Here is a 25,421-nt window from a genome sequence, read left to right on the forward strand (position 1 = left end):
CCATGCATTTCGTTAATCATTCATCCACAACAGAATCTTTACCCACAGCGAGCCCCAAGGTCGCCTTGATTGCTGAGGGTGGCGGCCAGCGAGGTATTTTTACTGCTGGTGTACTGGATGCATGGCTTGATGGCGGATTTGATCCCTTCGATTTATTTATTGGTACCTCTGCTGGCTCACAAAACCTCAGTAGTTTTTTATCTCGTCAGAAGGGATATGCGAAACGATTGATCCGTGGTTTATCGCGTCATAAACGATTTTATCGACTCGGCCGAGGGTTAGTGGGTGGTAATGTGGTCGATTTAGACTGGTATTTTGAGCAGACTCGCCAAGGGACGTTCAAGCTAAATCTTAACGCAGCGACGGCTTCACTCGGCAACCGGCAATTACTGATCACCACCACCAATGCCAATGATCGTAAAGGCTACTTTTTAAGTCCAAATAGTAAAAACCAATGGCGTGAACTACTTAAAGCCTCCAGTGCATTACCATTTTTGTATAAACAAGGGGTGAAACTCACGCCTTGGCTTGATGACAACGCTTCTAATAACGGTGCCTCTAATCACAGCGCAGCATTAACCGCTGATATTAGCGGTGATTTTTACCTCGATGGTGGTTTAGCGGCACCTTTACCTGTGCGTGAAGCTTATCGCCGCGGTGCCCGTAAAATCGTGGTGATCCGCACTGTGAGTGAGGATTTTCAAGCGCAATCGGCTTGGATTTATAAATTAAAATCTTGGATTTGTGTTTCTGGCTTTTGTCCTAAAACCATCGATTATTTAGTGCAGCACGAACAAGCCTATCAGGATGAACTGGATTTTATCGCCAATCCCCCCGAGGATGTAGAAATCGTGCAAATTTTTGCCGCTGAAAATTTGCAAAGTAAATTACTAGGCAGTACCGATGCCGATTTGCGACATGATTATCATGCGGGCATCGCGGCGGGTCAGTTTTTTTTAGCCCAAGATCCGATGGCGTTGGCACAAAATAATGTTTACTTTCACCGTCAAGCTGACACTGACTCTCACACGCAAGTCCAGGGGCACACGCCCGCCAAAATGCAGCCAATCAATGCGTTGTCGGCTTAGTTTATGGAGATTGAAACCCCGAACGGAAAAATAGTATTAATGTCAGCTTCATCTAAATGCAAAAACCACCCTAAGGTGGGTGGCTTTTACGACGCTAATAAAACCAGCTGCTTTGCTTGGCTATCATTTTTTATTTATCTAATATACTTAAGTTAATTGTTTCAACCCAATTAATAGCTTGAGGTGTGTACAGAGCGTACTGCTCTGCCCGATGGGTCGATAATACCGCGTAAGCTTTCGTCCCAAGCCAGTGCTTCTGGCGTTGAACAGGCAACAGATTTACCACCAGGAACCGTTTCAGCAGCACCGCTCAGTGGGTAATGCTCCTCAAAGAAGCAACGATAGAAATAGGCTTCTTTAGTTTCTGGCGTGTTATATGGGAAACGGAATTTCGCGTTTGCCAGTTGTAAATCATCCACGCGCGCTGCCGCTTGTTCTTTCAAACCGTCAATCCATGAGTAGCCCACGCCATCACTAAATTGCTCCTTTTGACGCCATGCCACTTCTTTTGGCAATTTGTGCTCAAAGGCTTGGCGCAGAATGTGTTTCTCGATGCGGCCATCCTTAGACATTTTTGCTTCAGGGTTGATGCGCATCGCCACATCCATAAACTCTTTATCAAGGAAGGGCACACGGGCTTCTAATCCCCATGCGGCCATAGCTTTGTTGGCACGCAGACAATCGAACAGATGCAGCTTATCGAGTTTGCGGACTAATTCCTCGTGGAATGCCTGTGCGTTTGGCGCTTTATGGAAGTATAAATAACCGCCAAATAGCTCATCAGCACCTTCACCAGACAACACCATTTTAATACCCATAGCTTTGATTTTACGCGCCATTAAATACATTGGAGTGGCAGCACGAATCGTCGTGACATCATAGGTTTCTAAGTGATAGATCACTTCTTTAATCGCATCTAAGCCTTCTTGGAAGGTGAAATGGATCTCATGGTGAATTGTACCAATGGCATCGGCGACCTTTTTGGCGGCGATTAAATCTGGTGCGCCTTCAAGACCAACGGCAAAAGAATGCAATTGTGGCCACCAAGCGTTAGTTTCACCATCGTCTTCAATGCGGCGTTTAGCAAAGGTTTGTGTCACGGCGGAAATGATTGATGAATCTAAGCCACCTGATAGCAACACACCATAGGGCACATCTGACATTAATTGGCGTTTTACCGCGGCTTCTAATGCGTCACGTAATTCTTCTTTGCTTGCTGGGTTATCTTTAACCGCATCGTAGCTCTGCCAATCGCGAGTGTAGTATTTCACTGCGGCTGCATCGCTTGAGTATAAATATTGACCGGGTAAAAATTCTTCTACCGTTTTACATACTGGCATTAGTGCTTTCATTTCTGAGGCAACATAGAAGTTACCCGCAGCGTCACGGCCTGTATATAGCGGAATAATACCCATGTGATCGCGGCCGATAAGGTATCTATCTTGAGCTTTGTCATATAACACAAAGGCGAAAATACCGTTTAGCTTATCAAGGAAATCAGGACCGTATTCTTGATACAACGCCAGAATCACTTCGCAGTCAGAGTTGGTTTGATAACTGTACTTATCGCCTAGCTGGGCTTTCAATTCTTTGTGGTTATAGATTTCACCGTTGACCGCGAGGATCAAGCTGCCATCTTCTGTTAGCAGTGGCTGAGCACCGTGTTCAATGTCAACAATCGCTAAACGTTCGTGGGCAAGAATGGCTTTATCACTGGCATAAATACCTGACCAGTCAGGGCCACGGTGGCGCATTAGCTTAGACATTTCTAGCGCAACTTGGCGCAGTTCTTTGGCATCAGATTGGATATCTAAAATCGAAAAGATTGAACACATAGTACAACTCCCACACTGTCTGTCATTTGAGGATGTCTCAATTGAGTGTTAATGTGCCAGCAATTAGGGGATTTGCCAAACACTATTTTTGATGATTCATCTGTTTATTGGTGTTTTTGTTGATTTAGATCTTTGCTTTTGGTTTGTTTTGTTGATGATAAATCATTTAAATGCGGTTATTTTTGATGATTTGTTTTTATTGTGTTGTTTAGGGTGAGAGGTTTTGGTGAATTCATAATGCTTTTAAGCAATGTGCCGATTGCAAAAAAATTATCAAAAATAGCGTAAATGGCGAGTGTAAAAATGTCAGTGTTTTATTATTAATCAATTCACCCTCAGTTATCTGGCATTAACCAATAGCATAAGCTGGTGCGTAACCATATTATGCAGCGAAATTAAGCGGCTAGTATTCAATCAACTCAACATGTTTAGTGGGCTAAAAACAAAAAAGCACGTGATGGGATCACGTGCTTTTAAATCTTATCGAGTGCTTTGTCTCATCGGTGCTCACCGAGTTAGCGCTTTATACCGAAAGCCTTTTACTCAACCCTATTCAATAGCACCGATTATTTCGTATCTGTCACGAGCTGTTTTTTGGCTGGTCGCAGGCTATTGAACTCGGTACCTTGATAGTATCCTGGCCAATCTTGGCTATTACCTAGTGCACGAGTGGCTTGGTAATACACTTGCAAGTCTTGCAGTGCGCCGCTTAAATCCCAGTTTTCATGGTATTCATCGCAAACATTGTGATAACAGCCTTTCATCGTGGCTTGCATCTGGGTTTTATAGGCAGCAGTGGCGTCATCAATTGCTTCATTACCGCCACCGGCAAATACCGCAGGGATACCCAGTTTGGCAAAGCTGAAGTGATCTGAACGGAAGAAACCGCCCGAAGCGGGATTTTTTTCACCCATTGAAATGCGGTTTTGTTGTGTAGCCGCCTCGATAAGGTAGTTTTCTAACTCCGACTTCCCTTTGCCGACGATGGTGTAATCCTTGGTTTTACCATAGATATTGGTGCTATCAAGGTTCAGTACCGCGACCGTTTTATCAATAGGATAAAGTGGATTAGCGGCATAATAACGCGAGCCGAGTAAACCTTGTTCTTCACCTGTGGTAGCAATAAAGGTGACCGATCGCGCTAAACCGTGACCCTGTTTTGCATTGTCGGCTAATTGTCTGGCGATTTCGAGAATGCCGGCAGTGCCCGAGGCATTGTCCATCGCACCGTTATAAATTTGATCGCCTTCTTTTGTTTCATCTTTACCTATGTGATCCCAATGGGCGATATAGAGAATTTGTTCATCGGCTTGTGTGCTACCCGTGAGCGTGGCGACCACGTTGTAACTATTTGCATATTCGGCTTTATTCTTAAAGGCGATGCTGGCCGTTTGCTCAAGGGGTAAATTTATCGGGCTATCGGCGGCGCGCGCCATGAGGTTTGGTAGTGATAAACCTGCTTTCTCAAAAAGTTGGGTTGCGGTATCTAAGGCGAGCCAACCTTCGACTTGAATTCGGCTATTTTGCTCGGCTTTACTCAGCACCAGATCTTGCTGCGCGCCTGTCCAGCTATTTTCCACCACTGACCAAGGGTAAGAAGCGGGTTGAGTATCATGGATGATCAGTGCGCCAAGTGCACCTTGACGGCTGGCCTCTTCAAACTTATAGCTCCAGCGGCCGTAATAGGTCATGGCTTTACCATTGAACTTACCCGAGTCAGGGCGGGCAAAGCCGGGATCGTTAACTAAGATCACCGCGATTTTGCCTTTCATGTCGAGATCTTGGTAATCATTCCAAGCATATTCGGGTGCGTTCACCCCATAGCCCACAAAGACTAATGGTGCATTTTCAATATTAACGCCACCGTTATCGTGACGGCTGCTGAGCACCAGATCTTGACGATATTTAAAGGGTAACCCTGCCAGTGTCACTTGCTGCGCTTCATCTGCGGTATAGCTGACCATAGGCACAGGTTGTAAAAAGCTGCCTTGGTATGCGCCTTTAAGCCCCATATCGGTAAAGGCTTTGGTCAAATAATCCAAGGTGAGTTTTTCACCATGAGTGGTTGGCGCACGGCCTTCAAATTCATCGGATGATAGCGTTTTAATATCATTTCTAAAACGTGCTTCATTAAACTGCACTGGTTTGAGTTCAGCTAAAGCGCTGGTGCCATCGGGTACAGATGCATTGGGACTACAGGCGCTGAGCATAGCTAATGCACAGAGTGGATACAGACGTAGCATAGGTTAATCCTACTGTTGTTTTAATTAAGAAATTTTAGATTTCTGTTCATCAATTAGAAGCGAGACTTATCATGAAGCAAGCCGCTGCGAGCTACAAGGCTGAGCGGCAGGTGAATGTGTTACTTAATGTTGCCTTGCTTGATGCAATACGCCTTTAAAGAAAGCTTATTGCATCGGCAAGCACTTAAGTTAAATGATGAGGGATGGCGTAATAAAGCAAAATTCGTCCGATGTACTGTTAAACAACATCAATATCGCCCGCGCAGGCAAACACATGATTTGGGCGGAAGGGTTCTTTGTCGATATCTTCAAGCTTACTCACGCCACTGGTGACCAGAATGGTTTCAAGCCCCGCTTGGAAGCCCGCTAAAATATCGGTACGCATATTGTCGCCGATAATCACGGTATCTTCCGAGTGTCCATCCATATGATTAAGCGCCGAGCGAATAATCCATGCGCTTGGTTTACCAACATAAAAAGGCTTTTTACCAGTAATCCGTACGATAGGTGCACACAATGCGCCACAAGCAGGGCTGTAAGCTGGGCCGTGAGTATCGGGATTAGTGGCAATAAAGCGGGCGCCACGGGCAACAAAACCAGCGGCTTTATGGATCATATCCCAATTGTAAGAGCGGGTTTCACCGACAATCACAAAGTCGGGGTTGATATCGGTGATGGTAAAGCCCGCTTTATAGAGCTCATGGGTGAGGGCTCCTTCACCTATAACATAGGCTTTGCTGCCTTCTTGGTGTTTTAAAAAGTCAGCGGTTGCCATGGCGGAGGTATAAAAGCATTCTTCAGGAATATCAATACCGGCTGCGCTTAAACGGTTTTGCAAATCCTTACCTGTTTGTACGGGGTAATTTGTTAATACGACTAACGGATTGCCTTGCTCTAAAATGCGTTTGATAAATTTATCGCTGCCGGGGATCAATTTATTGTCGTGCAGTAGTACACCATCGATATCGCAGATAATATTTTTCATCTAATAGTCTCTTTTTATGCCGAGCAAAAAATCACTTATCATTCAGTTATCTAATGCCACATTACCCGAGAAAACAATGCTTTTGTAGAAAATAATTAAAAAAATAGAGACGCTAAGGTCTCTATTTGTGATTTCGCTTCTACTAACGCTGAAAGCTACTTTAATCGGGCGCGTAACCGCTCTGACCGATAAGAGTGCCATCAAGATAGGCTTGGCCATTTTGCATGTTAAGTCGCTGCTGACTAAACCATTTCACCACCAGTGGATAAATGGCATGCTCTTGCTCATGTACGCGTGCGGCAAGCATATCAGCGCTATCATCTTCATAAACAGGCACGTTAGCCTGTAAAATCACTGGGCCTGAATCTAGCTCTGGCGTGACAAAATGCACGCTAGCGCCATGCTCACTGTCGTTGGCATCAATAGCACGTTGGTGGGTATTCAAACCGGTATATTTAGGTAACAGTGACGGATGAATGTTGATCATGCGACCTAGATAATGATTAACGAAATCATCACTTAAAATACGCATAAATCCTGCCAGCACAATTAAATCGGGCTGGTATTGCTCAATCACTGCCATTAAACGTGCATCGTATTCAGAGCGAGATTCACCTTGGTGAGCTATCACACAGCTGGTATCAATTTCGCCATGATGGGCGCGCACTAGGCCATAGGCATCGGGTTTATTACTGATGACTCCGACAACTTCGGCCTGCAGATTATCATCACAACCGTCGATAATCGCTTGCAGGTTACTGCCATTTCCGGAAATTAATACAACTACACGACAGCTCTGGGGCATTACAGGATCTCCACTTGCTCTTCATTGCCTTCACGATTGGCGATAGCACCGATAAGCCATGCTTGTTCGCCTTCAGCTGCTAATAATGCCAGTGCAGCATCGACTTTATCGGCAGGCAGTACGACCAACATACCAACGCCACAGTTGAAGGTGCGGTACATTTCGTACTCTGCAATATTACCGTTTTCCATCAACCAGCTAAATACCGCTGGCCACTGCCAAGAATCACCTTGGATAACGGTTTTTAAGTTATCTGGCAGTACGCGAGGGATGTTTTCCCAGAAGCCGCCGCCAGTAATATGTACCATTGCATGTACATCTGATGCTTCGATCAGTTTCAGCAATGATTTCACGTAAATTTTGGTTGGTTCAAGCAAATGCTCAATCAAGGGTTTGCCATTAAGAGCTTGTTGAGGATCTGCTTGGCTTACTTCTAATACCTTACGGACTAAAGAGTAACCATTTGAATGCGGGCCACTTGAAGCCAATGCGATAAGTGCATCTCCCGCAGCAACTTTGCTTCCGTCAATGATATCGGCTTTTTCAACGACGCCGACGCAGAAACCGGCTAGATCGTAATCATCACCTTCATACATACCTGGCATTTCAGCGGTTTCACCGCCAACTAATGCACAACCAGATTGGAAACAACCTTCGGCTATGCCGTTGACGACAGAAGTCGCTGTTTCAACATCTAGCTTACCCGTTGCATAGTAATCGAGGAAAAACAGTGGCTCAGCACCTTGAACGATTAAGTCGTTCACGCACATAGCGACTAAGTCGATACCGACGGTGTCATGCTTTTTATAGTCGATGGCTAAACGTAGTTTAGTTCCAACACCATCAGTGCCAGACACGAGTACAGGTTGTTTATATTTAGTAGGGATTTCACACAATGCGCCAAAACCACCTAAGTTGCCCATAACTTCTGGACGACGGGTACGTTTAACAGCTGCTTTTATGTTAGTAACCAGTGCATTACCTGCATCAATATCAACGCCGGCATCTTTATAGCTCAGTGGGGTAGGTGTGCTCACGGAGGGATCCTCTCGGGTACATCGTTATTGGATTTTATGCGGCGGTATTCTACCAGCTTGTGTTAGGGGTCGAAAGCCATGATTTAGATTTATCCCGCCGGCATTATATTTTTGGCTAAGATAAGAGGGCATTTTACGGGTTGAGATTTTTGAATCGGTCATAAAATAGTAAATTAGGGTACGTATCTTAAGCGATTGAGGATTATTCTTGGGATATAGCTCACGATTAGACCGAATGGCAAAACTTTATGTTTTACCTCATAAACAAATCAACTAGAATCTGAAAAATTTGCCTGAAATAATACGCCGAAAAATAAAGTAGGAGAGAAAAATGAAAGTTGTCGAGGTTAAACATCCTTTAGTGCGTCACAAAATTGGTTTAATGCGCGAAGGCGACATTAGCACTAAACGTTTCCGTGAGCTAGCCGCTGAAGTCGGTAGTTTATTAACCTATGAAGCTACCGCAGATTTCGAAACTGAAACGGTGACGATTGAAGGCTGGAATGGTCCGGTTGAAGTTGACCAAATCAAAGGTAAAAAAGTCACTGTGGTGCCAATTTTACGTGCGGGATTGGGTATGATGGACGGTGTACTGGAACATATTCCAAGCGCGCGTATCTCAGTTGTCGGTATTTATCGCGACGAAGAAACCCTTGAGCCAGTGCCTTATTTTGAAAAGCTTGCCAGCGACATGAACGAGCGTATCGCTTTAGTTGTTGACCCTATGTTAGCCACGGGTGGCTCTATGATTGCGACCGTAGATTTATTGAAGAAACGCGGTTGTACTTCAATCAAAGCCTTAGTCTTAGTGGCGGCTCCTGAAGGGATTAAAGCGTTAGAAGCGGCGCACCCAGATATTGAATTATATACTGCCGCTATTGATAGATGCCTAAACGAGAAAGGTTATATCCTGCCTGGTTTAGGTGATGCTGGTGATAAAATATTTGGGACTAAGTAATCTGAACTTGGAGCGGCTCTATAGGTTATTGGGTCTGCTATCTAAGTTAAGTCAGCGCTCCTGCACTGGTTAATATTATTTGTTAATGTTTAAGGTGTTTGATAAAAAAGGCCGAATCGCAATGCGACTCGGCCTTTTTGTTTTATATGCTTAGGCATTAATGATTACAGTACAGGGTTACAACACCATAGCCGCAATCCAGCCAAACACTAATAGGGGAATATTGTAGTGAATAAACGTCGGGATCACGCTGTCGCGAATATGATCGTGCTGGCCATCGACGTTTAAACCTGCTGTTGGGCCTAAAGTGGAGTCAGATGCGGGCGAACCCGCATCACCGAGTGCGGCAGCTGTGCCAACTAACGCTATCGTTGCCGTGACTGAAAAACCAAAACTCAACGCCAGTGGCACATAAATTGTCGCGATAATCGGAATGGTAGAGAATGACGAGCCGATTCCCATAGTGATCAATAGGCCAACCAGTAACATCAAAAAGGCGGCGAGCGCTTTATTATCACCAATGATGTTGCTCAGTGAGGCCACAAGCGTACCGACTTCACCAGTTTCTTTCACTACGGCGGCAAAACCTGCGGCTGAAATCATGATAAAACCAATGTTGGCCATCATGCGCACGCCTTGATTGAAAATATCTTGATCAGCGACATGTTTTAATGCGCCCGAAAAACTAAAAATCATAAAGCCAACTAAGGCGCCAAAAATCATTGAGTCGGTTTCAAGTTGTACAATCAGAGTCGCTAATATCGCGACTGCGGCAATATTAATATTGCGTTTATTGAGGGCTTCTTCTGGCTCAGCTACCAGCACTTTTGTCTCGTCATAGATACGAGGCTTACGGTAACTGATGAACACCGCTGTGAGTAAGCCGACCACCATGCCCGCGGCAGGAATCAACATAGCTGATGGAATTTGCTCGCGCACTGCGGCTAAACCATTGCTGGTTAAGTTTGATAGCAGAATATCATTTAAGAAAATGCCACCAAATCCAATCGGTAAAATCATATAGGTTGTGACTAAACCGAAGGTCAGCACACAGGCAACAATACGACGATCGATATTGAGCTTGGTTATTACATGTAGTAGTGGCGGTACTAAAATCGGGATGAAGGCAATGTGAATAGGTAAAATATTCTGTGAGGCCATCGACATGACCAATAGCGATATTAGCAGTAACCAGCGGACCCAGTTGGTATTGGTCGGGTTAGGATCTTGTCCAAGGCTATTAATGATACTTCTAGAAATTAATGTTGTTAAACCCGAATGCGATAGCGCGACGGCAAAAGCCCCTAATAACGCATAGCTGAGCGCAATTTGTGCGCCACCACCTAAGCCAGTATTAAAGGCATTGATGGTTTGGTGCATATCCATCCCGCCCACGAGTCCCGCTACAAGCGCGCTCACGGTTAGCGCAATAACCACATTCACCCTAGCTAAACTGAGTGCCAACATTAAGCACACTGCAATCACGACTGCATTCATAGTCAAATTTCTTAATTCTTAAGTCAAAGGTGCTATTTTTGACTGCAAAGGTGGTCGTTGTCCAGTTTGCTAACACCTTATCTGAAAAATATCTGAAAATGTGAACAGGCAAGTTGTTGTGTGTTAGGCAAATGTGGAATGTTGCACACTCAGGAACCATAAATTGCTCTATCTTTAGGCAGAGAAAATTTAAATGCTCTTGAAAAATGTGATATTGGTCTTAAATAGGTTGTAAGGCACAGCACACGACTTATAATGCCTAAAGATTTGATTGGTAAGAACGCCTTTTTATTAGTAAAGATTTAACTCGGCCTAGGTTGGGGGAGATATTCTACTTATTAAGGCACTTACTTTACACTTAGTTCAACTCATAGATGGAGATATAAAATGAGCGTATTAGTAGGCCGTCAGGCTCCTGATTTTACTGCTGCAGCTGTATTAGGTTCTGGCGAAATCGTTGATAGCTTCAACTTGACTGCAGCCATCAAAGGTAAACCCGCAGTCGTATTCTTCTATCCACTTGACTTCACTTTCGTTTGTCCATCAGAGTTGATCGCATTTGATCACCGCATGGAAGAGTTCACTAAGCGTGGCGTAGAAGTGATTGGTGTTTCAATCGATTCTCAGTTTACTCACAATGCATGGCGTAACACCCCAGTTGATAAAGGTGGTATTGGCCAAGTTAAGTACACCTTAGTCGCTGACGTTAAGCACGAAATCTGTAAAGCATACGATGTTGAGCATCCAGAAGCGGGTGTGGCTTTCCGTGGTTCGTTCTTAATTGACAAAGAAGGCATGGTTCGTCATCAAGTAGTTAACGATCTGCCATTAGGCCGTAACGTTGATGAAATGCTGCGTATGATCGATGCATTACAATTCCACGAAGAGCATGGCGATGTATGTCCTGCTGGCTGGGAAAAAGGCGACAAAGGTATGAATGCAAGCACTGAAGGTGTTGCTGCTTACCTTTCTGAAAACGCAAGTTCACTGTAATTAGCATGTTCTAATTAGTGCTGTGTGTTAAATAAAAAAAGCTGCCTTATGGCAGCTTTTTTATTGGTTATTGCAGGCCTAAACATGAGCATTAATGGCTCAGTTTATTCTTCAGTCTTATCTTCAATCTTATCCCCAATATCCAGCTCATCGGCGGTAAGTAATGGCCAGCCACCTAATGTTTTCCAGCGGTTAACGATAAGGCAAAATAACTCAGCGGTGCGTTCAGTATCGTATAAGGCTGAATGGGCCTCATTATTATCAAAGGGGATCCCAGCCATAATGCAGGCTTTAGCCAGTACGGTATGGCCAATGGCAAGCCCCGCCAATGTGGCTGTATCGAAAGTCGCAAAAGGATGAAATGGTGAACGTTTTAAATCACAGCGTTCAATCGCTTTACTGACAAAAGCATGATCAAAAGCAGCATTGTGCGCCACAATTATGCTGCGATGGCAGTCAGAGGCTTTTTGGGCTTTTTTCACTGCTTTAAAAATTTCTAAAAAGGCTTCTTTCTCGCTCACCGCTCCCCGTAACGGATTGGTTGGATCTATTCCATTGAATGCTAAGGCCGCGGGTTCTAAATTTGCGCCTTCAAAGGGCTCAATGTGGAAGTGTAAGGTTTTATCGATTCCTATCACGCCCTCACTGTCCATTTTCAATAATGTGACAGCAATTTCTAGCAACGCATCGGTTTGAGAGTTGAAGCCCGCAGTTTCGACATCAATGACTACGGGAAAGTAGCCTCGAAATCGGTATTTCAATTTGTTCGCGTCGCAAATGTCACTCATAAAGTACTCAAGAAAATTCACAGGGCGCTATTATGCTAAATGTGTTCGGGTGTGTCATGCTTGATTGATGGTTTTATAGGCTAAAGGAACTAAATAGTTTGCCGATAAAGCCATGTACCCGATTAATTAAGAGTAAAGGCTATGTGGCGAAAACTGATCTTAGTGTCAATTTTATGCGTTCCAGCAACTGCAACAGCAGAGTTGCGCCATTATGTGGCCACCTTAAGTGATTCCCAGTGGCGGATGAGTGAGAATTCTCCCATCGTATGCCGCTTAGAACATGATATTCCTGCTTACGGTAAAGCCATTTTTACCAGTGAGGCGGGTAAACAGCAAAATATGAATTTTACCTTAGATATGTGGGTAAAACCGGACCAAGTGACTCAAGCTAAGCTAATGAGTAAGGCGCCGAAATGGCGTCCAGGAGTGGTATCCAAAGAGATCACTTCGCTGCATTATCAAAAATATTTTAATGGTGAGGTGCCTAAACGCGCGGCGTGGTCCATGCTGGCGGAGTTAAGTCGCGGTATGGAACCGACATTTTACTATGCTGATTGGTACAATGAGTCGAATAAAATTGCTGTGGGTTTATCTTCAGCTAACTTTGGCCGCAAATACACAGAGTTTAAAGCTTGCCTCGCGCACTTATTACCCTATAGCTTTGATGATATTGCTTTTACTGTATTAAATTATAATGAGGGCGGTACTGATTTAACCCATTTTTCACAGCAACAACTGTCGCGAGTCCAAGAATACCTAGCTTATGATCCGCTCGTGGAGTTAGTGTTAGTTGATGCATATACCGACAGTTATGGCGGCCGCGCTGTAAATCAAAAAGTATCGGATCAACGCGCTGAATCAGTAAAAGAGTTCTTTGTTTCCAGTGGTATTCCTCAGGATCGTATTGTTACTGTGGGGCACGGTGAACGTCGTCATGTAGCCTCTAATGATGATATGGACGAGAGGGCACGTAACCGCCGCGTTGTAGTCCGGATTAGTAAGCCTCTGTAGTACAGTCTCAATTTGAGTGTTTAAATATTTGAGTTAGCAATAAAGCCAAGCTTCTGACTTGGCTTTATTATTTTTGCATCTCGTTAGTGATGATAACAACGGTCAATATTGATCAGATTAGTTAATTTTATCGCATATGATGTGAACGATTTATTGACCATACTGCTTGCAAGATTAAGTCTAACGGTATGAGTGAGCGATCTAGCCTGAGCTATTTACCTTGAGCTTAAGGATAAGCTCTGTGTTTCTGCTGGTTTTTCTCTTATCTGCGTTAACTGTGCGACTCACTAATAGCTCACTATTTAGGTACGTAACCTTATGTGGATAAAGAAAATTTTCTCTTTAGCATTAATCTTTTAGCTGGAGTAATAAGATTCGTCAGTTGATACAGTCATTATCCCTAGTTCAAGTTATTGAGCGATGTTTTTTGTAAATGATAGTTTGATAAAAAACTGGTAAAAAAAAGCCCGCTTAAACTAAGCGGGCCGCAAAAATAATGCATTTACAATCAACAAATTGAAGGAAGGAAGTCAAGCATAAGAACCAGGGATGAAACTGAAGCGTTGGGAACACATCAGTTTAAGAGTTCTTGGTTTTCAATAACTGCAAGCAGTTATATCCTGAAAACAAGTACATTCTATGGTTAACTCTGCCATAAAACAAACGAGAAAAATTGCCATAAATCATTAGCAATTCTAATGATTAAAAGGTGATGTACGTCACTTAAGTCACTATTTATGTTGATTAATAACTTATAACTCATTATTTGTGCATAATAATACACTTTAATAAGCTTATCCTTGATACAGATTTGTTAAATCTGCGAGATAACCCTTGGTGCTTCATCTTTAGTTACAGCATTGCCATGAGATTTTTTGCTTGTATAGTACTTGTTGAAAAGCTTTAGGCTCAAAACCACAAGAAAGGATAATAAGAAGATGGCATTAAGATTTCGTCTTGCGAAGCAAGGTTTGTTCGTCGCAACATTAGGGGTGGCACTCGGTGCCTGCCAAAGTGGCAATACGCCTGAGCAACATTCAGCTGAACAGGTAAGTACAAATAAATTGGTTTACCCAGTGACTCAAAAAGATGACCTCATTGAAACTATCCATGGTGTAAAGGTTGCGGATCCATACCGTCACTTAGAAGCCAATACGCCAGAAACTGAAGCTTGGGTGAAAGAACAGCAAGCCTTCGGTCAGGCTTATTTAGCCAAGATCCCCAATAAATCAGCTGTAGTCAAACGCATTACTGAACTGTGGAATTACGAAAAGGTGTCTGCTCCGTTTGAGAACGGTGACAATCAATTTTACTACCGTAATGATGGGCTGCAGGCACAATCTGTTTTATATGTTAAGGGCTTAGATGGCGTTGAAAAGCCAGTTCTCGATCCGAATAAGCTGTCTGCAGACGGTACAGTTGCTTTATCAGGCGTGGCGGTAAGTAATGATGGTAAAATTTTAGCTTATGGCGTATCAAATTCAGGCTCAGACTGGCAGCAATGGCAGTTTGTTGATATCGCAAGCGGTAAAAAACTCGCTGATGAGCTGAAATGGATTAAATTTTCGAATGCTGTTTGGGATAAAGAAAACCAAGGCGTGTTTTATGCCCGTTATGATGCCCCTGCGGGTGGGGATGTATTGGCCGACGTCAATTTCAACCAAAAAGTGTATTACCATAAATTAGGTACAGATCAGCGCCAAGATTTATTGATTTATGAGCGCCCGCAGAATAAAGATTGGGGCTTTGGTATTGATGTTTCCGATAAAGGCGAATATCTATTACTGTCCATTTCACAAGGCACGGATAAACGTAATCGTTTTTTCTATAAATCGTTATTTGAGCCTAAATCACAAGTGGTGGAGTTGATCCTTAGTTTAGAAGCTGAATATGAGTTTCTTGGCAATGATGGATCAGTGTTTTATTTTAAAACCGACTTAGATGCGCCTAATGGTAAAATTATTGCAATTGATACTCGTAATAGTGATAAATCCCAATGGCTAACCATTATTCCAGAATCTAAGGATCCAATTAATAACGTCGCAATTATTAATGATCATTTAGTGGTGAGTTATTTACACGATGTCTTAGGTCAATTATCAATTTACAGTATGGGCGGGCAAAAGCGCCAAGATGTGGCGTTGCCCGGTCAAGGTAATGTGACGGGACCTTTTGGTAAGGCAAGCAAAGACTATTTCTATTACGTGTTTAATAGCTATATTCAGCCAGAAACCACCTATAAATTTGATTTTAAAACTGCTCAGTCAAGTGTGATTGCTAAACCTAAAGTGTCGTTTAACCCAGGTGACTATGTCTCTGAGCAAGTCTTTTATAACAGCAAAGACGGTACGCGTGTGCCTATGATGTTGTCCTATAAAAAAGGTTTAGTGAAAAATGGTCAAAATCCAACGCTATTGTATGCCTATGGCGGTTTTGCGATTTCGATGACACCACGTTTTAGCCCCGCTAATATTGCTTGGTTAGATATGGGCGGTATTTATGCTGTGCCGAGCCTGCGTGGTGGCGCCGAGTACGGTGAAAGCTGGCATCAGGCGGGAATGTTCGATAAAAAACAAAATGTGTTTGATGACTATTTTGCCGCTGCTGAATATTTAGTAAGTGAGAAATACACCAACAGTACTAAATTAGGTGCCTATGGCCGTAGTAACGGTGGCTTGCTTATGGGAGCGGCGGTAACTCAACGGCCAGAGCTATTTGCAGCAGTATTACCGGCTGTAGGAGTGCTAGATATGCTGCGTTTCCACAAGTTCACTATTGGTTGGGCATGGACGAGTGAATATGGTAGTGCTGATAACGCCGAACAGTTCCCTGCGCTACTGGCTTACTCGCCTTATCACAATGTCAAAGCGCAAGCTTATCCTGCGACTATGGTGATGACAGCTGATCATGATGACCGCGTGGTGCCATTACACAGCTTTAAGTTTGCCGCCATGTTACAAGATAAGCAGCAAGGCGCCGAACCTGTGATTATGCGTATTGAGTCCAATGCGGGTCATGGAGCCGGTAAACCTACGGCGATGAAGATTGATGAGTTTGCCGATATCTACAGTTTCTTGTGGCAGAGTTTTGGGTTGACGTTGCCGCAAACTATCGAAAAATAACAAACTATCTATCGTAAAATAATCAACTATGTTAATGAAATGGGGCCGTTTAGCCCCATTGTTTTTTACAATTATACCCATTCAGCTGAAACCCCTGCTATTCCTATCTATATCTTCATCGGGTGATTCACAAGTCTTGTTTCCCTAGGTATAGTAAGCGTCAATTTTTCAACCAAAACTGCTTATTTTCAAATGATGTTTCATTGGCCTATTTCAGTCTATTACGAAGACACCGACGCTGGCGGCGTTGTCTATCATTCAAACTATCTCAACTTTTTTGAGCGAGCGAGAACCGAGTGGCTAAAAGCCCTTGGTGTGAGTCAGACTGCGCTATTAGCTGACGATACCGCCTTTGTGGTAAAGCGTGCGGAATTAGATTTTCGCAAAGCGGCACGTTTTGAACAGAACCTTATTGTAGAAACTAAGGTCATAGAGTTGAAAAAGGCCTCGTTGATTTTTCATCAACGCTTGGTCGATAAGCAAGGAGACTGTTATTGTGAAGGCACAGTGCTGGTAGTTTGTGTTGCGCTGTCACGGATGCGTCCCCGAGCGATTCCCTTAAATATTGTGCAGGAGTTTGACAGTGCAAGCTGATATGTCGATTGTTGGGTTATTTTTACAAGCCAGTTTATTAGTAAAATTTGTGATGTTCACTTTACTTTGCTTATCCGTAATGTCTTGGACGGTGATTTTACAACGCCGTAGCTTACTGTCTGCAGCAAAAAGTAAATCGGCTAAGTTTGAAGATAAATTTTGGTCAGGTGTTGATTTAAACCGTCTTTACAAAGAATTATTATCACGCCCAGATAATAGCGGTTTAGAGTCATTATTTGTGACAGGCTTTAAGGAATATTCACGCCTAAATAAATTAAATAGCAAAGTGCCTGATGCCGTGATGGATGGTACATCAAGGGCTATGCGTGTGACACTTTCTCGCGAAATGGAAAAGTTAGAAGCGAATTTACCGTTATTAGCGACAATAGGTTCGACTAGCCCTTATATCGGTTTATTTGGTACGGTATGGGGAATTATGAATTCTTTTATTGCTATCGGCTCGATGGAAAACGCCACCTTAGCGATGGTTGCTCCCGGTATTGCTGAGGCGTTGATTGCCACAGCGATGGGTTTATTTGCAGCAATTCCTGCGGTTATTGCCTATAACCGTTTCTCGACTCAAGTTGATAAATTAGAAATGGCCTACGCAAACTTTATGGAAGAGTTCTCCAGTATTTTGCATCGCCAAGCATACAGTGAGAAGGAAGGGGCATAATGCAACCAGCTTATCAGCGCAAACGTCGTCGCCCCGTTGCTGAAATCAACGTGGTGCCTTATATCGACGTCATGCTCGTGCTGTTAATTATTTTTATGGTAACAGCGCCCATAGTGACCCAAGGGGTAAAAGTTGAACTGCCTCAAGGCGCTGCAGAAGTGTTACCTGCCGACAGTAAACCGCCAGTAGTGGCTTCTATTGATGGCGATGGTGATTATTACCTTAATAAGGGCGGTTCGACCAATGTGCCAATGGAGTTGGAAGAACTCGCGACAGAAGTCGCTGCACTTATGGTGACAGAACCTGAACGACCAGTAGTGGTCAAAGCCGATAGAAATATTCCTTACGATAAAGTGATTCAGTTGATGGTGACACTGCAAGGTGCGGGCGTGCCATCGGTCGGTTTGATGACGGACTCACCCAAGGAGAAATAGGTGGCAGATAACACTGATGTAACATTGCCTCTGTCAATTTCAGCGGGTATTCATATTGGCGTAATAGTTATTCTGGCATTAGGGGGCGATTTTTCTCATAAACCTGAGCCAATGCAACAAGTGAGTGCGCCAGCGGTTCAAGCCGTTATGGTTGATCAGCAAAAAGTGGCTAACCAAGTTGAAAAGCTAAAGCAAGAAAAACGTGATACTGAACGTCGTGAGCATGAACGCCAAGCTGAACTTGAGCGTAAAGCGCAAGAAGCGACCAAAGCTCGCGAGCGTGAACAAGCGCAAATTAAACAGCTAGAGCAAGAACGTAAGCAGCAAGAAGTTGAAACCCAAAAAGCCAATGAAGCCACCAAACTTGCGCAGGTCAAACAGCAGCAGGAAAAGGCCAAGGCGGTTCAAGCTGAAACCGATCGTAAACTGAAGGAACAGGAACGTAAGGTCTCTGAAGAAGCTGCGCAAAAAGCGGTAGAAAAACGTCAAGTAGCGGAAGCTGCAGCAGCCAAGGCTGAAACAGACCGTAAGTTGAAGGAAGATGCCGAGCGTAAGAAAAAAGCGGAAGCTGAACGTAAGCAAAAGGAAGACGCAGCTAATAAATTGAAGGACGAAGCCGAGCGTAAACAAAAAGCTGAGGCTGCCCGTAAGCAAAAAGCGGATGCAGAAGCTAAAGCTCGCGCCCAGCAAGAGCAGGAAATGGCAGATGCTTTAGCCGCTGAGCAAACAGCATTATCGCAAACCATGAGTAAGCAAGTGCAGAGTGAAATGGGCAAATATCAGGCAATGATAAAATCGACTATCCAACGTAACTTGGTGGTAGATGAGTCAATGCGTGGTAAAACCTGTACTGTCTCTGTACGTTTAGCCAGCGATGGTTTTGTGATCAGCAGTCAAACTCAAGGTGGCGATCCTAATGTTTGTCGTGCAGCAAAAGCGGCTATTTTGAAAGCGGGTAAATTGCCAGTGTCTCCGGACCCTGCTGTTTATAACTTGATGAAAGAAATTAACTTAATCGTTGAACCAACGTTTTAATTAAAGGAGTCCCATGAAAATATTGGCAAAATGGTTAGCACTGGCGGTTCTGCTGTGCACCACCCCCGCAAAAGCGGCATTGGATATTGTGATTACTGAAGGTGTCGATGCAGCGCGTCCGATAGCTGTGATGCCTTTTGTCTGGCAAGGCCCTGGCGCAGCGCCACAAGCGATTGCAGATGTGGTGATGTCTGATCTAATACGTAGCGGCACTTTTAAACCCTTAGATGAGTTGGGTTTACCACAACGTAATATCGGTACGTTAGCGCAGTTTCAAGCTAATGCTTGGACGAGCGTCGGTGCAGAGGCGTTAGTGCTAGGCACTGTTAAGCCTTATGGCACTGACCAATATTTGGTGAGTTTTGATTTAATCGATTTGGTTAAAGCACAAAACCAAGCATTGAAAGGCCCGGTAAGCGCAACAGAATTTTTGATGGACAGCCGTCAAACTGTGATTTCAGCGGCGCAATTTCGCCAATATGGGCACAGGATTAGCGATATCGTTTATGAAAAACTAACCGGTATTCGTGGCGCATTCTTAACACGCATTTCTTATGTGGTTGTTAATCATACTCAAAAAGCCCCTTATCAATTGATGGTGGCTGACTATGATGGCGTCAATGAACAAATGTTGTTGCGTTCGCCAGAACCATTAATGTCACCAACTTGGTCACCAGATGGTCGTCGTTTAGCGTATGTTAGCTTTGAGAACAAAAAAGCTGAGATTTTTGTACAAGACCTTTACACCCAAGTGCGTACTAAGGTGAGCTCTTTCCCTGGCATTAATGGTGCACCGGCTTTTTCGCCCGATGGCAAATCATTGGCAGTGACTTTATCTAAAGATGGTCAGCCTGAGATTTACGTTATCGATATTGCGACTAAAGCGATTAAGCGTATTACCAATCACTATGCTATTGATACTGAGCCGTCATGGTATCCTGATGGAAAGTCATTGATTTTCACCTCAGAGCGCGGTGGTCGTCCACAAATTTATCGCGTAGAGTTGAACTCAGGTAAAGTTAACCGTGAAACCTTTGAAGGTGAATGGAATCTAGGGGGATCAATTGCTCCTGATGGTCGTAGTATGATTTTTGTTAATCGTACCAATGGTAAGTTTAATATTGCGCGTATGGATCTCAATACGCGGTTTATGCAAGTGCTGACATCGACACGTTTGGATGAATCTCCAAGTGTGGCTCCTAACGGTACTATGGTGATCTATGGCACCACGTACCAAGGTAAGCAAGTATTAGCAGCAGTTTCTACGGATGGACGCTTTAAGGCAAGATTACCGGTAGGTCAAGGTGAGGTGAAATCACCTTCTTGGTCACCGTTTCTCTAATGTTATACCCCGATTTATTCACATTTAATTTTATAAGGAATACGTAATGGATCTGAACAAGTTGTTAAAAGCTATGTTGGTAGCACTTCCAATTATGGCTATTAGTGCATGTAGCTCAACTTCAGAATCAGAAACTGATGCAATGGGCTCAACAAACGGTTCTGGTAGTGAACTGAATGGTGGCGTTCAAACAGGCGGTGTGGGCGGTATGTTGTCGGCTGAAGAACAACAACGTCAACAGTTAGATGATTTGAGAAAACAACAAATCATTTACTTCGATTTTGACCGTAGTGAAGTTCAAACTGAATTTGCCGCCATCTTAGAAGCCCATGGTACTTACTTAGTTGAACACCCAAGTGTACGTGTATTGATCGAAGGTCATGCTGACGAACGTGGTACGCCTGAGTACAACATCGCACTAGGCGAACGTCGTGCTAAAGCCGTTGCTAAATATCTACAAGGTATGGGCGTACAGCCAAGCCAAATGAGCGTAGTGAGCTATGGCGAAGAAAAACCATTAGATTTTTCTCGTACTGATGAAGGTTTTGCCAAAAACCGTCGTGCAGTTTTAGTTTACTAAAATTGAATCTCGGAGAGTGACAATGAAACGTGCCGTCTTAATTACGGCAATGTTCCTTGGTGCGGGTGCTGCAGTTGCAGCGCCTGCTCCTGTGGAAGATATTGCTGGTGGTTCAAGTGATGACAGGCTTGCTCGTATTGAGCGTATTATTAAATCGAGACAGCAAAGTGAGCTCGACATGCAACGTCGGCTTGACACTCTGCAACAAGAAGTCCTGGATTTACGTGGTTTAACCGAACAACAAAATTATCAGATTGAGCAGATGCAGCAGCGTCAGCGTCAGTTATATGATGAGCTGGCTAATGCATCCTCCAAAGCTTCTGCCGCGCCAGCCGCTGTGGCGGCCGCATCCACACCTGCTATAGCCACGAATGCTGCCGCAAGCAGTTTAAGTGAAACAGCAAGCTATGAAGGGGCCGTTAACTTAGTTCTAAAAGAGCGTAAGTATGACGAAGCCATTCCTGCTTTCCGTGCTTTTATCAAGCAGTATCCTGATTCAGTGTATGCCGCAAATGCTAACTATTGGTTAGGCCAGCTTTTATTTAATAAAAGTGAGTTTGCAGAAGCAAAACAAGCTTTTAATACAGTTGTTACACGCTTTAGTGATTCTAATAAGCGCGGTGATAGTTTAGTTAAGTTGGGTATGATTGCAGAGAAAACCGGTGACAAAACGGGAGCTACGCAATATTACCAACAAGTTGTTAAAGATTACGCAAACAGCGCAGCAGCACGCATTGCACAGCAACAGCTAGCCGCACTTAAAGCGTAATTAACTAAAAAACATACTCTTAGTCTGTTTTTCATGCAAACGACAAAAAATTGGGAATTTGCGCTTGCATGAGAAAATGAAAAAGGTATTATAGGCGCCCTCAGAGCGGCGAGGTCGTTCGGGGCGTGAAATACCAGTAAATGGGTCGTTAGCTCAGTCGGTAGAGCAGTTGGCTTTTAACCAATTGGTCGAAGGTTCGAATCCTTCACGACCCACCACTTATTATTAGCTAATAGAGTGGGTTAGTGGTTTTCATGTAATAATGTTCAATATTGTGAGTCGTTAACTTAGTTGTTTTTTTATATAACTAGGGCAGTTTGCTTTTAACCAATCAGTCGAATGGTTCTAATCTTTCGCGGCACACCACTTTACTGAAAGTGCCTAAATCAGCGCAATATCTAATGGGTCGTTAGCTCAGTCGGTAGAGCAGTTGGCTTTTAACCAATTGGTCGAAGGTTCGAATCCTTCACGACCCACCAATTTTATATATATGATTTATATAAAATATGTAGATTGTTTATCGTAATACCTAGATGGGTCGTTAGCTCAGTCGGTAGAGCAGTTGGCTTTTAACCAATTGGTCGAAGGTTCGAATCCTTCACGACCCACCACTTTTTATATGAATAGTTCATATAAAATATGTACATCGTTTTATCGCAATACCTAGATGGGTCGTTAGCTCAGTCGGTAGAGCAGTTGGCTTTTAACCAATTGGTCGAAGGTTCGAATCCTTCACGACCCACCACTTTTTATATGAATAGTGCATATAAAATACGTACATCGTTTTATCGTAATATCTAGATGGGTCGTTAGCTCAGTCGGTAGAGCAGTTGGCTTTTAACCAATTGGTCGAAGGTTCGAATCCTTCACGACCCACCACTTTTTATATGAATAGTGCATATAAAATACGTACATCGTTTTATCGTAATACCTAGATGGGTCGTTAGCTCAGTCGGTAGAGCAGTTGGCTTTTAACCAATTGGTCGAAGGTTCGAATCCTTCACGACCCACCACTTTACTGAAAGTGTTTAAATCAGCGCAATACTAGATGGGTCGTTAGCTCAGTCGGTAGAGCAGTTGGCTTTTAACCAATTGGTCGAAGGTTCGAATCCTTCACGACCCACCACTATACAGAAAGTGCCAACATCAGCGAATATCCGGTGTCGTTAGCTTAGTTACTTATTTATAAGGCTAGTGAAGCTGGCTTTAACCAAGCAATCAATCGAATAATTCTAATCCTTCCTCGCAAACCACTTATTACTCTGCCAAATTATTATCTTGCAGTGTTACCACATTACTACCCGCTATTATGTTGATTCATATCCGTCATATCGATATTTCTTAAGTTTTACTCCTGTCATCATCAATCAAAAATAACTGATGTTATGCCCGGTTACGTACCAAAATAAAAACCATGTAACATTCGTAGCGTACGTCATTTGCCGTGACTCTATTTATGCGTGTGACATTTTAATACTCGGTATCGTGTGATAAAAAAAGGAGACCTAGGGTCTCCTTTTTTGTTAAGCCGAGAATATAGGCGTAGAGATTAATCTAGCAACTTATTCTCACGAACGTATTGTTCGAAATCGGTACAGCCACCGATGTGTTTCTCATCGATAAAGATCTGCGGAACTGTTTCAACAGGCTTGCCGACAGTTTTTTCGAGATCTGCTTTAGAAATGCCTTCCGCATGAATATCAATATATCTGAACTTGAAGTCATCACGCTTTTCAACGAGTTGTTCAGATAATTGCACTGCACGAACGCAATAAGGACAGCCTGGACGGCCAAAAATAACAACGAACATAATAACTCCTTAGGATTACTCTAGCCGTTTTATACCATAGGCATAAGTGAATTGGTAATGTCAGCGGTATTTATTTTCAGTTTGATAACGGCCCTGATAATCAAAATAGCTTTCGAGTAGATCCCAACCCTTTTTATGTTTCTTCAGCAGCAAGAGATTAGGCATTCGGAATTTATCCACATCATTAATTAAATCAGCTACCTTAGTGTACTTTTTCGGTTTTAGTCCCGGAGTGCGGCTATGGGGGAAAATAAATAGTGCATATAGTGCGCGCCACTGGGCTGGAGTTTGTAACTTAAAAAATTGATTAAATTCATTACCATCGATATCAAGATACTGCACTTTTAGATTGCTGCCATCGTCAATAAGCGTCATATGCTGGCAGCGAAATAAATGATGATGCTGCTGGCTGAGTACTTGGCGCAGGCGTTTATCAGGATCAATAAGCGTTGATTGGCAGTGCTGGCAAATACGCGCGGCAATATCATTTTCTTCACCGCAATCTGGGCAAGATTTCGATCTAAATCGAAAATCGCATTGTTGCTTTTTACTTTGCTGTTCGACTATGCCTTGGCAGCGACGACCAAAGTGCTCGATGATATCGCCATCGTCGTCCGTTAGTCCCCAAAAAATATTGGCAAAATCACATACGGGGCAGTGAACTTGCACGGGAACCGACTTACTGTTGGGTTTAGCTTGGCCAACTTCAGGGAAATACAAATCATAGCCGTTGGCGGCATAGTCTATAACTAGACAATCTTTTTTACCTTCGGCAATTCTTAATCCCCGGCCAATCATTTGTTGAAACAGACTCACTGAGGCGGTAGGGCGCAAGATGGCAATCAAATCAACATGGGGCGCGTCGAAGCCTGTGGTCAACACTGCTACGTTGACTAAAAACTTGAGCTCTTGTGCTTTAAAGCGTTCAATCGTTTCGTCACGTTCATGGTCGTGCGTTTGTGCCGTAATAATGGCGCTCTGCGCTTCATAAGTTTGATTAAGTAGCCCAAAAATTTCATTAGCGTGGCGCACCGTCGCCGCAAAGATGATGATACCTTTTCTATGCTGGCTCAGTTCAATAAGCTGTTTTACTATTGCGGTGGTTGCGCGGCCGTAATGCCCCAGTAAATCGTTAACTTCAGACTCAATGTATTCACCATTGTCGTTTGGTTTGAGTTGGCTAAAATCATATTGGGCACTTAAGCCATCAAACAGTAGTGGTGCTGTGAGGTAACCTTGTTTGATAAGCGGTCTTAGTGGTAGTTCAAACACGCAATGTTCGAATACGGCATGTTCGGGTGAGCCCACTTTACCATGGTAGTGCTGCTGATAAATCCAGCCCGTGCCAAGGCGATAGGGTGTAGCAGTGAGCCCAAGTAATCTCAGCTGAGGGTTTTTAGTTCGTAAATGGGTGAGCACTTGCTGGTATTGGCTGGTTTTAGCCAGACTGACTCTGTGGCATTCATCAATAATCACCAGTGAAAAAGGTTGATCAAATTGGCTTAGTCCCCGCGCCGCCGATTGGATACTGGCCACAACGGTTTTGCCATCGGTGTGTTTTTGATTAAGTCCTGCAGCATAAATACTCGCTTTGGCCGTGAGTAAGCCGACTTTTTGTGCATTTTGCGCGACTAATTCTTTTACATGGGTGAGCACTAAGACTCTACCTTTTGCAATGCGCGCTAATTCGGCGATGACGATGCTTTTACCTGCACCTGTAGGCAATACGAGTACAGCAGAAGCATGGCTTTGCTTAAAATGAGCAATAGCCGCATCAACTGCTTGCTGTTGATAGTCTCGGAGTTTAACTAGCACGTTG

Annotated in this window: 21 protein-coding genes and 7 tRNA genes; 19 read left to right on the forward strand and 9 right to left on the reverse strand. The window is 43.6% G+C overall.

Features of this window, described 5'->3' with window-relative positions; all coding sequences use genetic code 11:
* Window positions 1-2 precede the first annotated feature (2 nt).
* Window positions 3-1,088 carry a patatin-like phospholipase family protein gene (locus C9I43_RS05125; RefSeq protein WP_107882516.1) on the forward strand — a complete coding sequence of 362 codons (1,086 nt, stop codon included), beginning with the start codon at window positions 3-5 and terminating at the stop codon, window positions 1,086-1,088.
* A gap of 170 nt (window positions 1,089-1,258) precedes the next feature.
* Here the strand turns inward: C9I43_RS05125 and asnB are convergent, their stop codons facing one another.
* The 5 genes from asnB to purM form a co-directional block, all read right to left on the reverse strand.
* Complete coding sequence (gene asnB, locus C9I43_RS05130; RefSeq protein ID WP_107882518.1) at window positions 1,259-2,923, reverse strand: asparagine synthase B; 1,665 nt, start codon at window positions 2,921-2,923, stop codon at window positions 1,259-1,261.
* A 566-nt stretch (window positions 2,924-3,489) separates the two neighbouring features.
* Window positions 3,490-5,166 carry a M28 family metallopeptidase gene (locus C9I43_RS05135; protein WP_107882519.1) on the reverse strand — a complete coding sequence of 559 codons (1,677 nt, stop codon included), beginning with the start codon at window positions 5,164-5,166 and terminating at the stop codon, window positions 3,490-3,492.
* Between the two features lie 238 nt (window positions 5,167-5,404).
* Window positions 5,405-6,151: an HAD-IIA family hydrolase gene (locus tag C9I43_RS05140; RefSeq protein WP_076498409.1), complete on the reverse strand. Its 747-nt coding sequence runs from the start codon at window positions 6,149-6,151 to the stop codon at window positions 5,405-5,407.
* 160 nt (window positions 6,152-6,311) lie between these two features.
* Window positions 6,312-6,956, reverse strand: coding sequence for a phosphoribosylglycinamide formyltransferase (gene purN / locus C9I43_RS05145; protein WP_076498411.1), 645 nt, complete (start codon window positions 6,954-6,956; stop codon window positions 6,312-6,314).
* The gene (gene purM, locus C9I43_RS05150) at window positions 6,956-7,993 is read right to left on the reverse strand and encodes a phosphoribosylformylglycinamidine cyclo-ligase (protein ID WP_076498412.1); all 1,038 of its coding nucleotides are present in this window, start codon (window positions 7,991-7,993) and stop codon (window positions 6,956-6,958) included. Before purM ends, purN begins: the two co-directional genes overlap by 1 nt.
* Before the next feature lie 331 nt (window positions 7,994-8,324).
* Here purM and upp point away from each other — a divergent pair, with 331 nt between their 5' ends.
* Complete coding sequence (upp, locus tag C9I43_RS05155) at window positions 8,325-8,951, forward strand: uracil phosphoribosyltransferase (RefSeq protein ID WP_011789711.1); 627 nt, start codon at window positions 8,325-8,327, stop codon at window positions 8,949-8,951.
* A gap of 177 nt (window positions 8,952-9,128) precedes the next feature.
* Here upp and C9I43_RS05160 read toward each other — a convergent pair whose 3' ends face one another.
* Window positions 9,129-10,448: a Na+/H+ antiporter family protein gene (locus C9I43_RS05160; protein ID WP_107882522.1), complete on the reverse strand. Its 1,320-nt coding sequence runs from the start codon at window positions 10,446-10,448 to the stop codon at window positions 9,129-9,131.
* Window positions 10,449-10,835: 387 nt separating this feature from the next.
* On the opposite strand from C9I43_RS05160, the gene C9I43_RS05165 reads away from it, so the two are divergent.
* Complete coding sequence (locus C9I43_RS05165) at window positions 10,836-11,441, forward strand: peroxiredoxin C (protein WP_076498416.1); 606 nt, start codon at window positions 10,836-10,838, stop codon at window positions 11,439-11,441.
* A gap of 104 nt (window positions 11,442-11,545) precedes the next feature.
* Here the strand turns inward: C9I43_RS05165 and rnt are convergent, their stop codons facing one another.
* The gene (gene rnt / locus C9I43_RS05170; protein ID WP_107882524.1) at window positions 11,546-12,229 is read right to left on the reverse strand and encodes a ribonuclease T; all 684 of its coding nucleotides are present in this window, start codon (window positions 12,227-12,229) and stop codon (window positions 11,546-11,548) included.
* 141 nt (window positions 12,230-12,370) lie between these two features.
* On the opposite strand from rnt, the gene motY reads away from it, so the two are divergent.
* The 16 genes from motY to C9I43_RS05250 all read left to right on the forward strand — a co-directional run bounded on the left by motY (window position 12,371) and on the right by C9I43_RS05250 (window position 22,918).
* Window positions 12,371-13,240, forward strand: coding sequence for a flagellar protein MotY (gene motY / locus C9I43_RS05175; protein WP_107882526.1), 870 nt, complete (start codon window positions 12,371-12,373; stop codon window positions 13,238-13,240).
* 938 nt (window positions 13,241-14,178) lie between these two features.
* The gene (locus C9I43_RS05180; protein ID WP_107882528.1) at window positions 14,179-16,362 is read left to right on the forward strand and encodes a prolyl oligopeptidase family serine peptidase; all 2,184 of its coding nucleotides are present in this window, start codon (window positions 14,179-14,181) and stop codon (window positions 16,360-16,362) included.
* A gap of 192 nt (window positions 16,363-16,554) precedes the next feature.
* Complete coding sequence (gene ybgC / locus C9I43_RS05185) at window positions 16,555-16,956, forward strand: tol-pal system-associated acyl-CoA thioesterase (protein WP_006081251.1); 402 nt, start codon at window positions 16,555-16,557, stop codon at window positions 16,954-16,956.
* Complete coding sequence (gene tolQ / locus C9I43_RS05190; RefSeq protein WP_076498432.1) at window positions 16,946-17,632, forward strand: protein TolQ; 687 nt, start codon at window positions 16,946-16,948, stop codon at window positions 17,630-17,632. Before ybgC ends, tolQ begins: the two co-directional genes overlap by 11 nt.
* The gene (tolR, locus tag C9I43_RS05195; RefSeq protein WP_076498433.1) at window positions 17,632-18,066 is read left to right on the forward strand and encodes a protein TolR; all 435 of its coding nucleotides are present in this window, start codon (window positions 17,632-17,634) and stop codon (window positions 18,064-18,066) included. Before tolQ ends, tolR begins: the two co-directional genes overlap by 1 nt.
* Window positions 18,067-19,101 (forward strand): cell envelope integrity protein TolA, encoded by a 1,035-nt coding sequence (gene tolA, locus C9I43_RS05200; protein WP_107882530.1) that lies wholly within the window; start codon window positions 18,067-18,069, stop codon window positions 19,099-19,101.
* Window positions 19,102-19,114: 13 nt separating this feature from the next.
* A complete protein-coding gene (tolB, locus tag C9I43_RS05205; protein ID WP_076498435.1) occupies window positions 19,115-20,443 on the forward strand; it encodes a Tol-Pal system beta propeller repeat protein TolB in 1,329 nt (442 codons plus the stop codon).
* A 46-nt stretch (window positions 20,444-20,489) separates the two neighbouring features.
* On the forward strand, window positions 20,490-21,023 hold the full coding sequence (gene pal, locus C9I43_RS05210; protein WP_076498436.1) for a peptidoglycan-associated lipoprotein Pal: 534 nt from the start codon (window positions 20,490-20,492) through the stop codon (window positions 21,021-21,023).
* A gap of 22 nt (window positions 21,024-21,045) precedes the next feature.
* Window positions 21,046-21,792 (forward strand): tol-pal system protein YbgF, encoded by a 747-nt coding sequence (gene ybgF, locus C9I43_RS05215; protein ID WP_076498437.1) that lies wholly within the window; start codon window positions 21,046-21,048, stop codon window positions 21,790-21,792.
* A gap of 142 nt (window positions 21,793-21,934) precedes the next feature.
* Window positions 21,935-22,010, forward strand: a tRNA-Lys gene (locus C9I43_RS05220).
* Between the two features lie 185 nt (window positions 22,011-22,195).
* Window positions 22,196-22,271: transfer RNA gene (locus C9I43_RS05225), tRNA-Lys, on the forward strand.
* 56 nt (window positions 22,272-22,327) lie between these two features.
* Window positions 22,328-22,403: transfer RNA gene (locus C9I43_RS05230), tRNA-Lys, on the forward strand.
* Between the two features lie 58 nt (window positions 22,404-22,461).
* A tRNA-Lys gene (locus tag C9I43_RS05235) sits at window positions 22,462-22,537 on the forward strand.
* Window positions 22,538-22,595: 58 nt separating this feature from the next.
* Window positions 22,596-22,671, forward strand: a tRNA-Lys gene (locus C9I43_RS05240).
* Between the two features lie 58 nt (window positions 22,672-22,729).
* Window positions 22,730-22,805, forward strand: a tRNA-Lys gene (locus tag C9I43_RS05245).
* Between the two features lie 37 nt (window positions 22,806-22,842).
* Window positions 22,843-22,918: transfer RNA gene (locus C9I43_RS05250), tRNA-Lys, on the forward strand.
* Window positions 22,919-23,341: 423 nt separating this feature from the next.
* On the opposite strand, the gene C9I43_RS05255 is transcribed toward C9I43_RS05250, so the two are convergent.
* On the reverse strand, window positions 23,342-23,602 hold the full coding sequence (locus C9I43_RS05255) for a GrxA family glutaredoxin (RefSeq protein ID WP_076498438.1): 261 nt from the start codon (window positions 23,600-23,602) through the stop codon (window positions 23,342-23,344).
* Between the two features lie 60 nt (window positions 23,603-23,662).
* On the reverse strand, window positions 23,663-25,417 hold the full coding sequence (gene radD, locus C9I43_RS05260) for a DNA repair helicase RadD (protein ID WP_107882532.1): 1,755 nt from the start codon (window positions 25,415-25,417) through the stop codon (window positions 23,663-23,665).
* Window positions 25,418-25,421: the final 4 nt, after the last annotated feature.

The sequence above is a fragment of the Shewanella morhuae genome, from assembly GCF_003028295.1.
GTDB classification, from domain to species: domain Bacteria; phylum Pseudomonadota; class Gammaproteobacteria; order Enterobacterales; family Shewanellaceae; genus Shewanella; species Shewanella morhuae.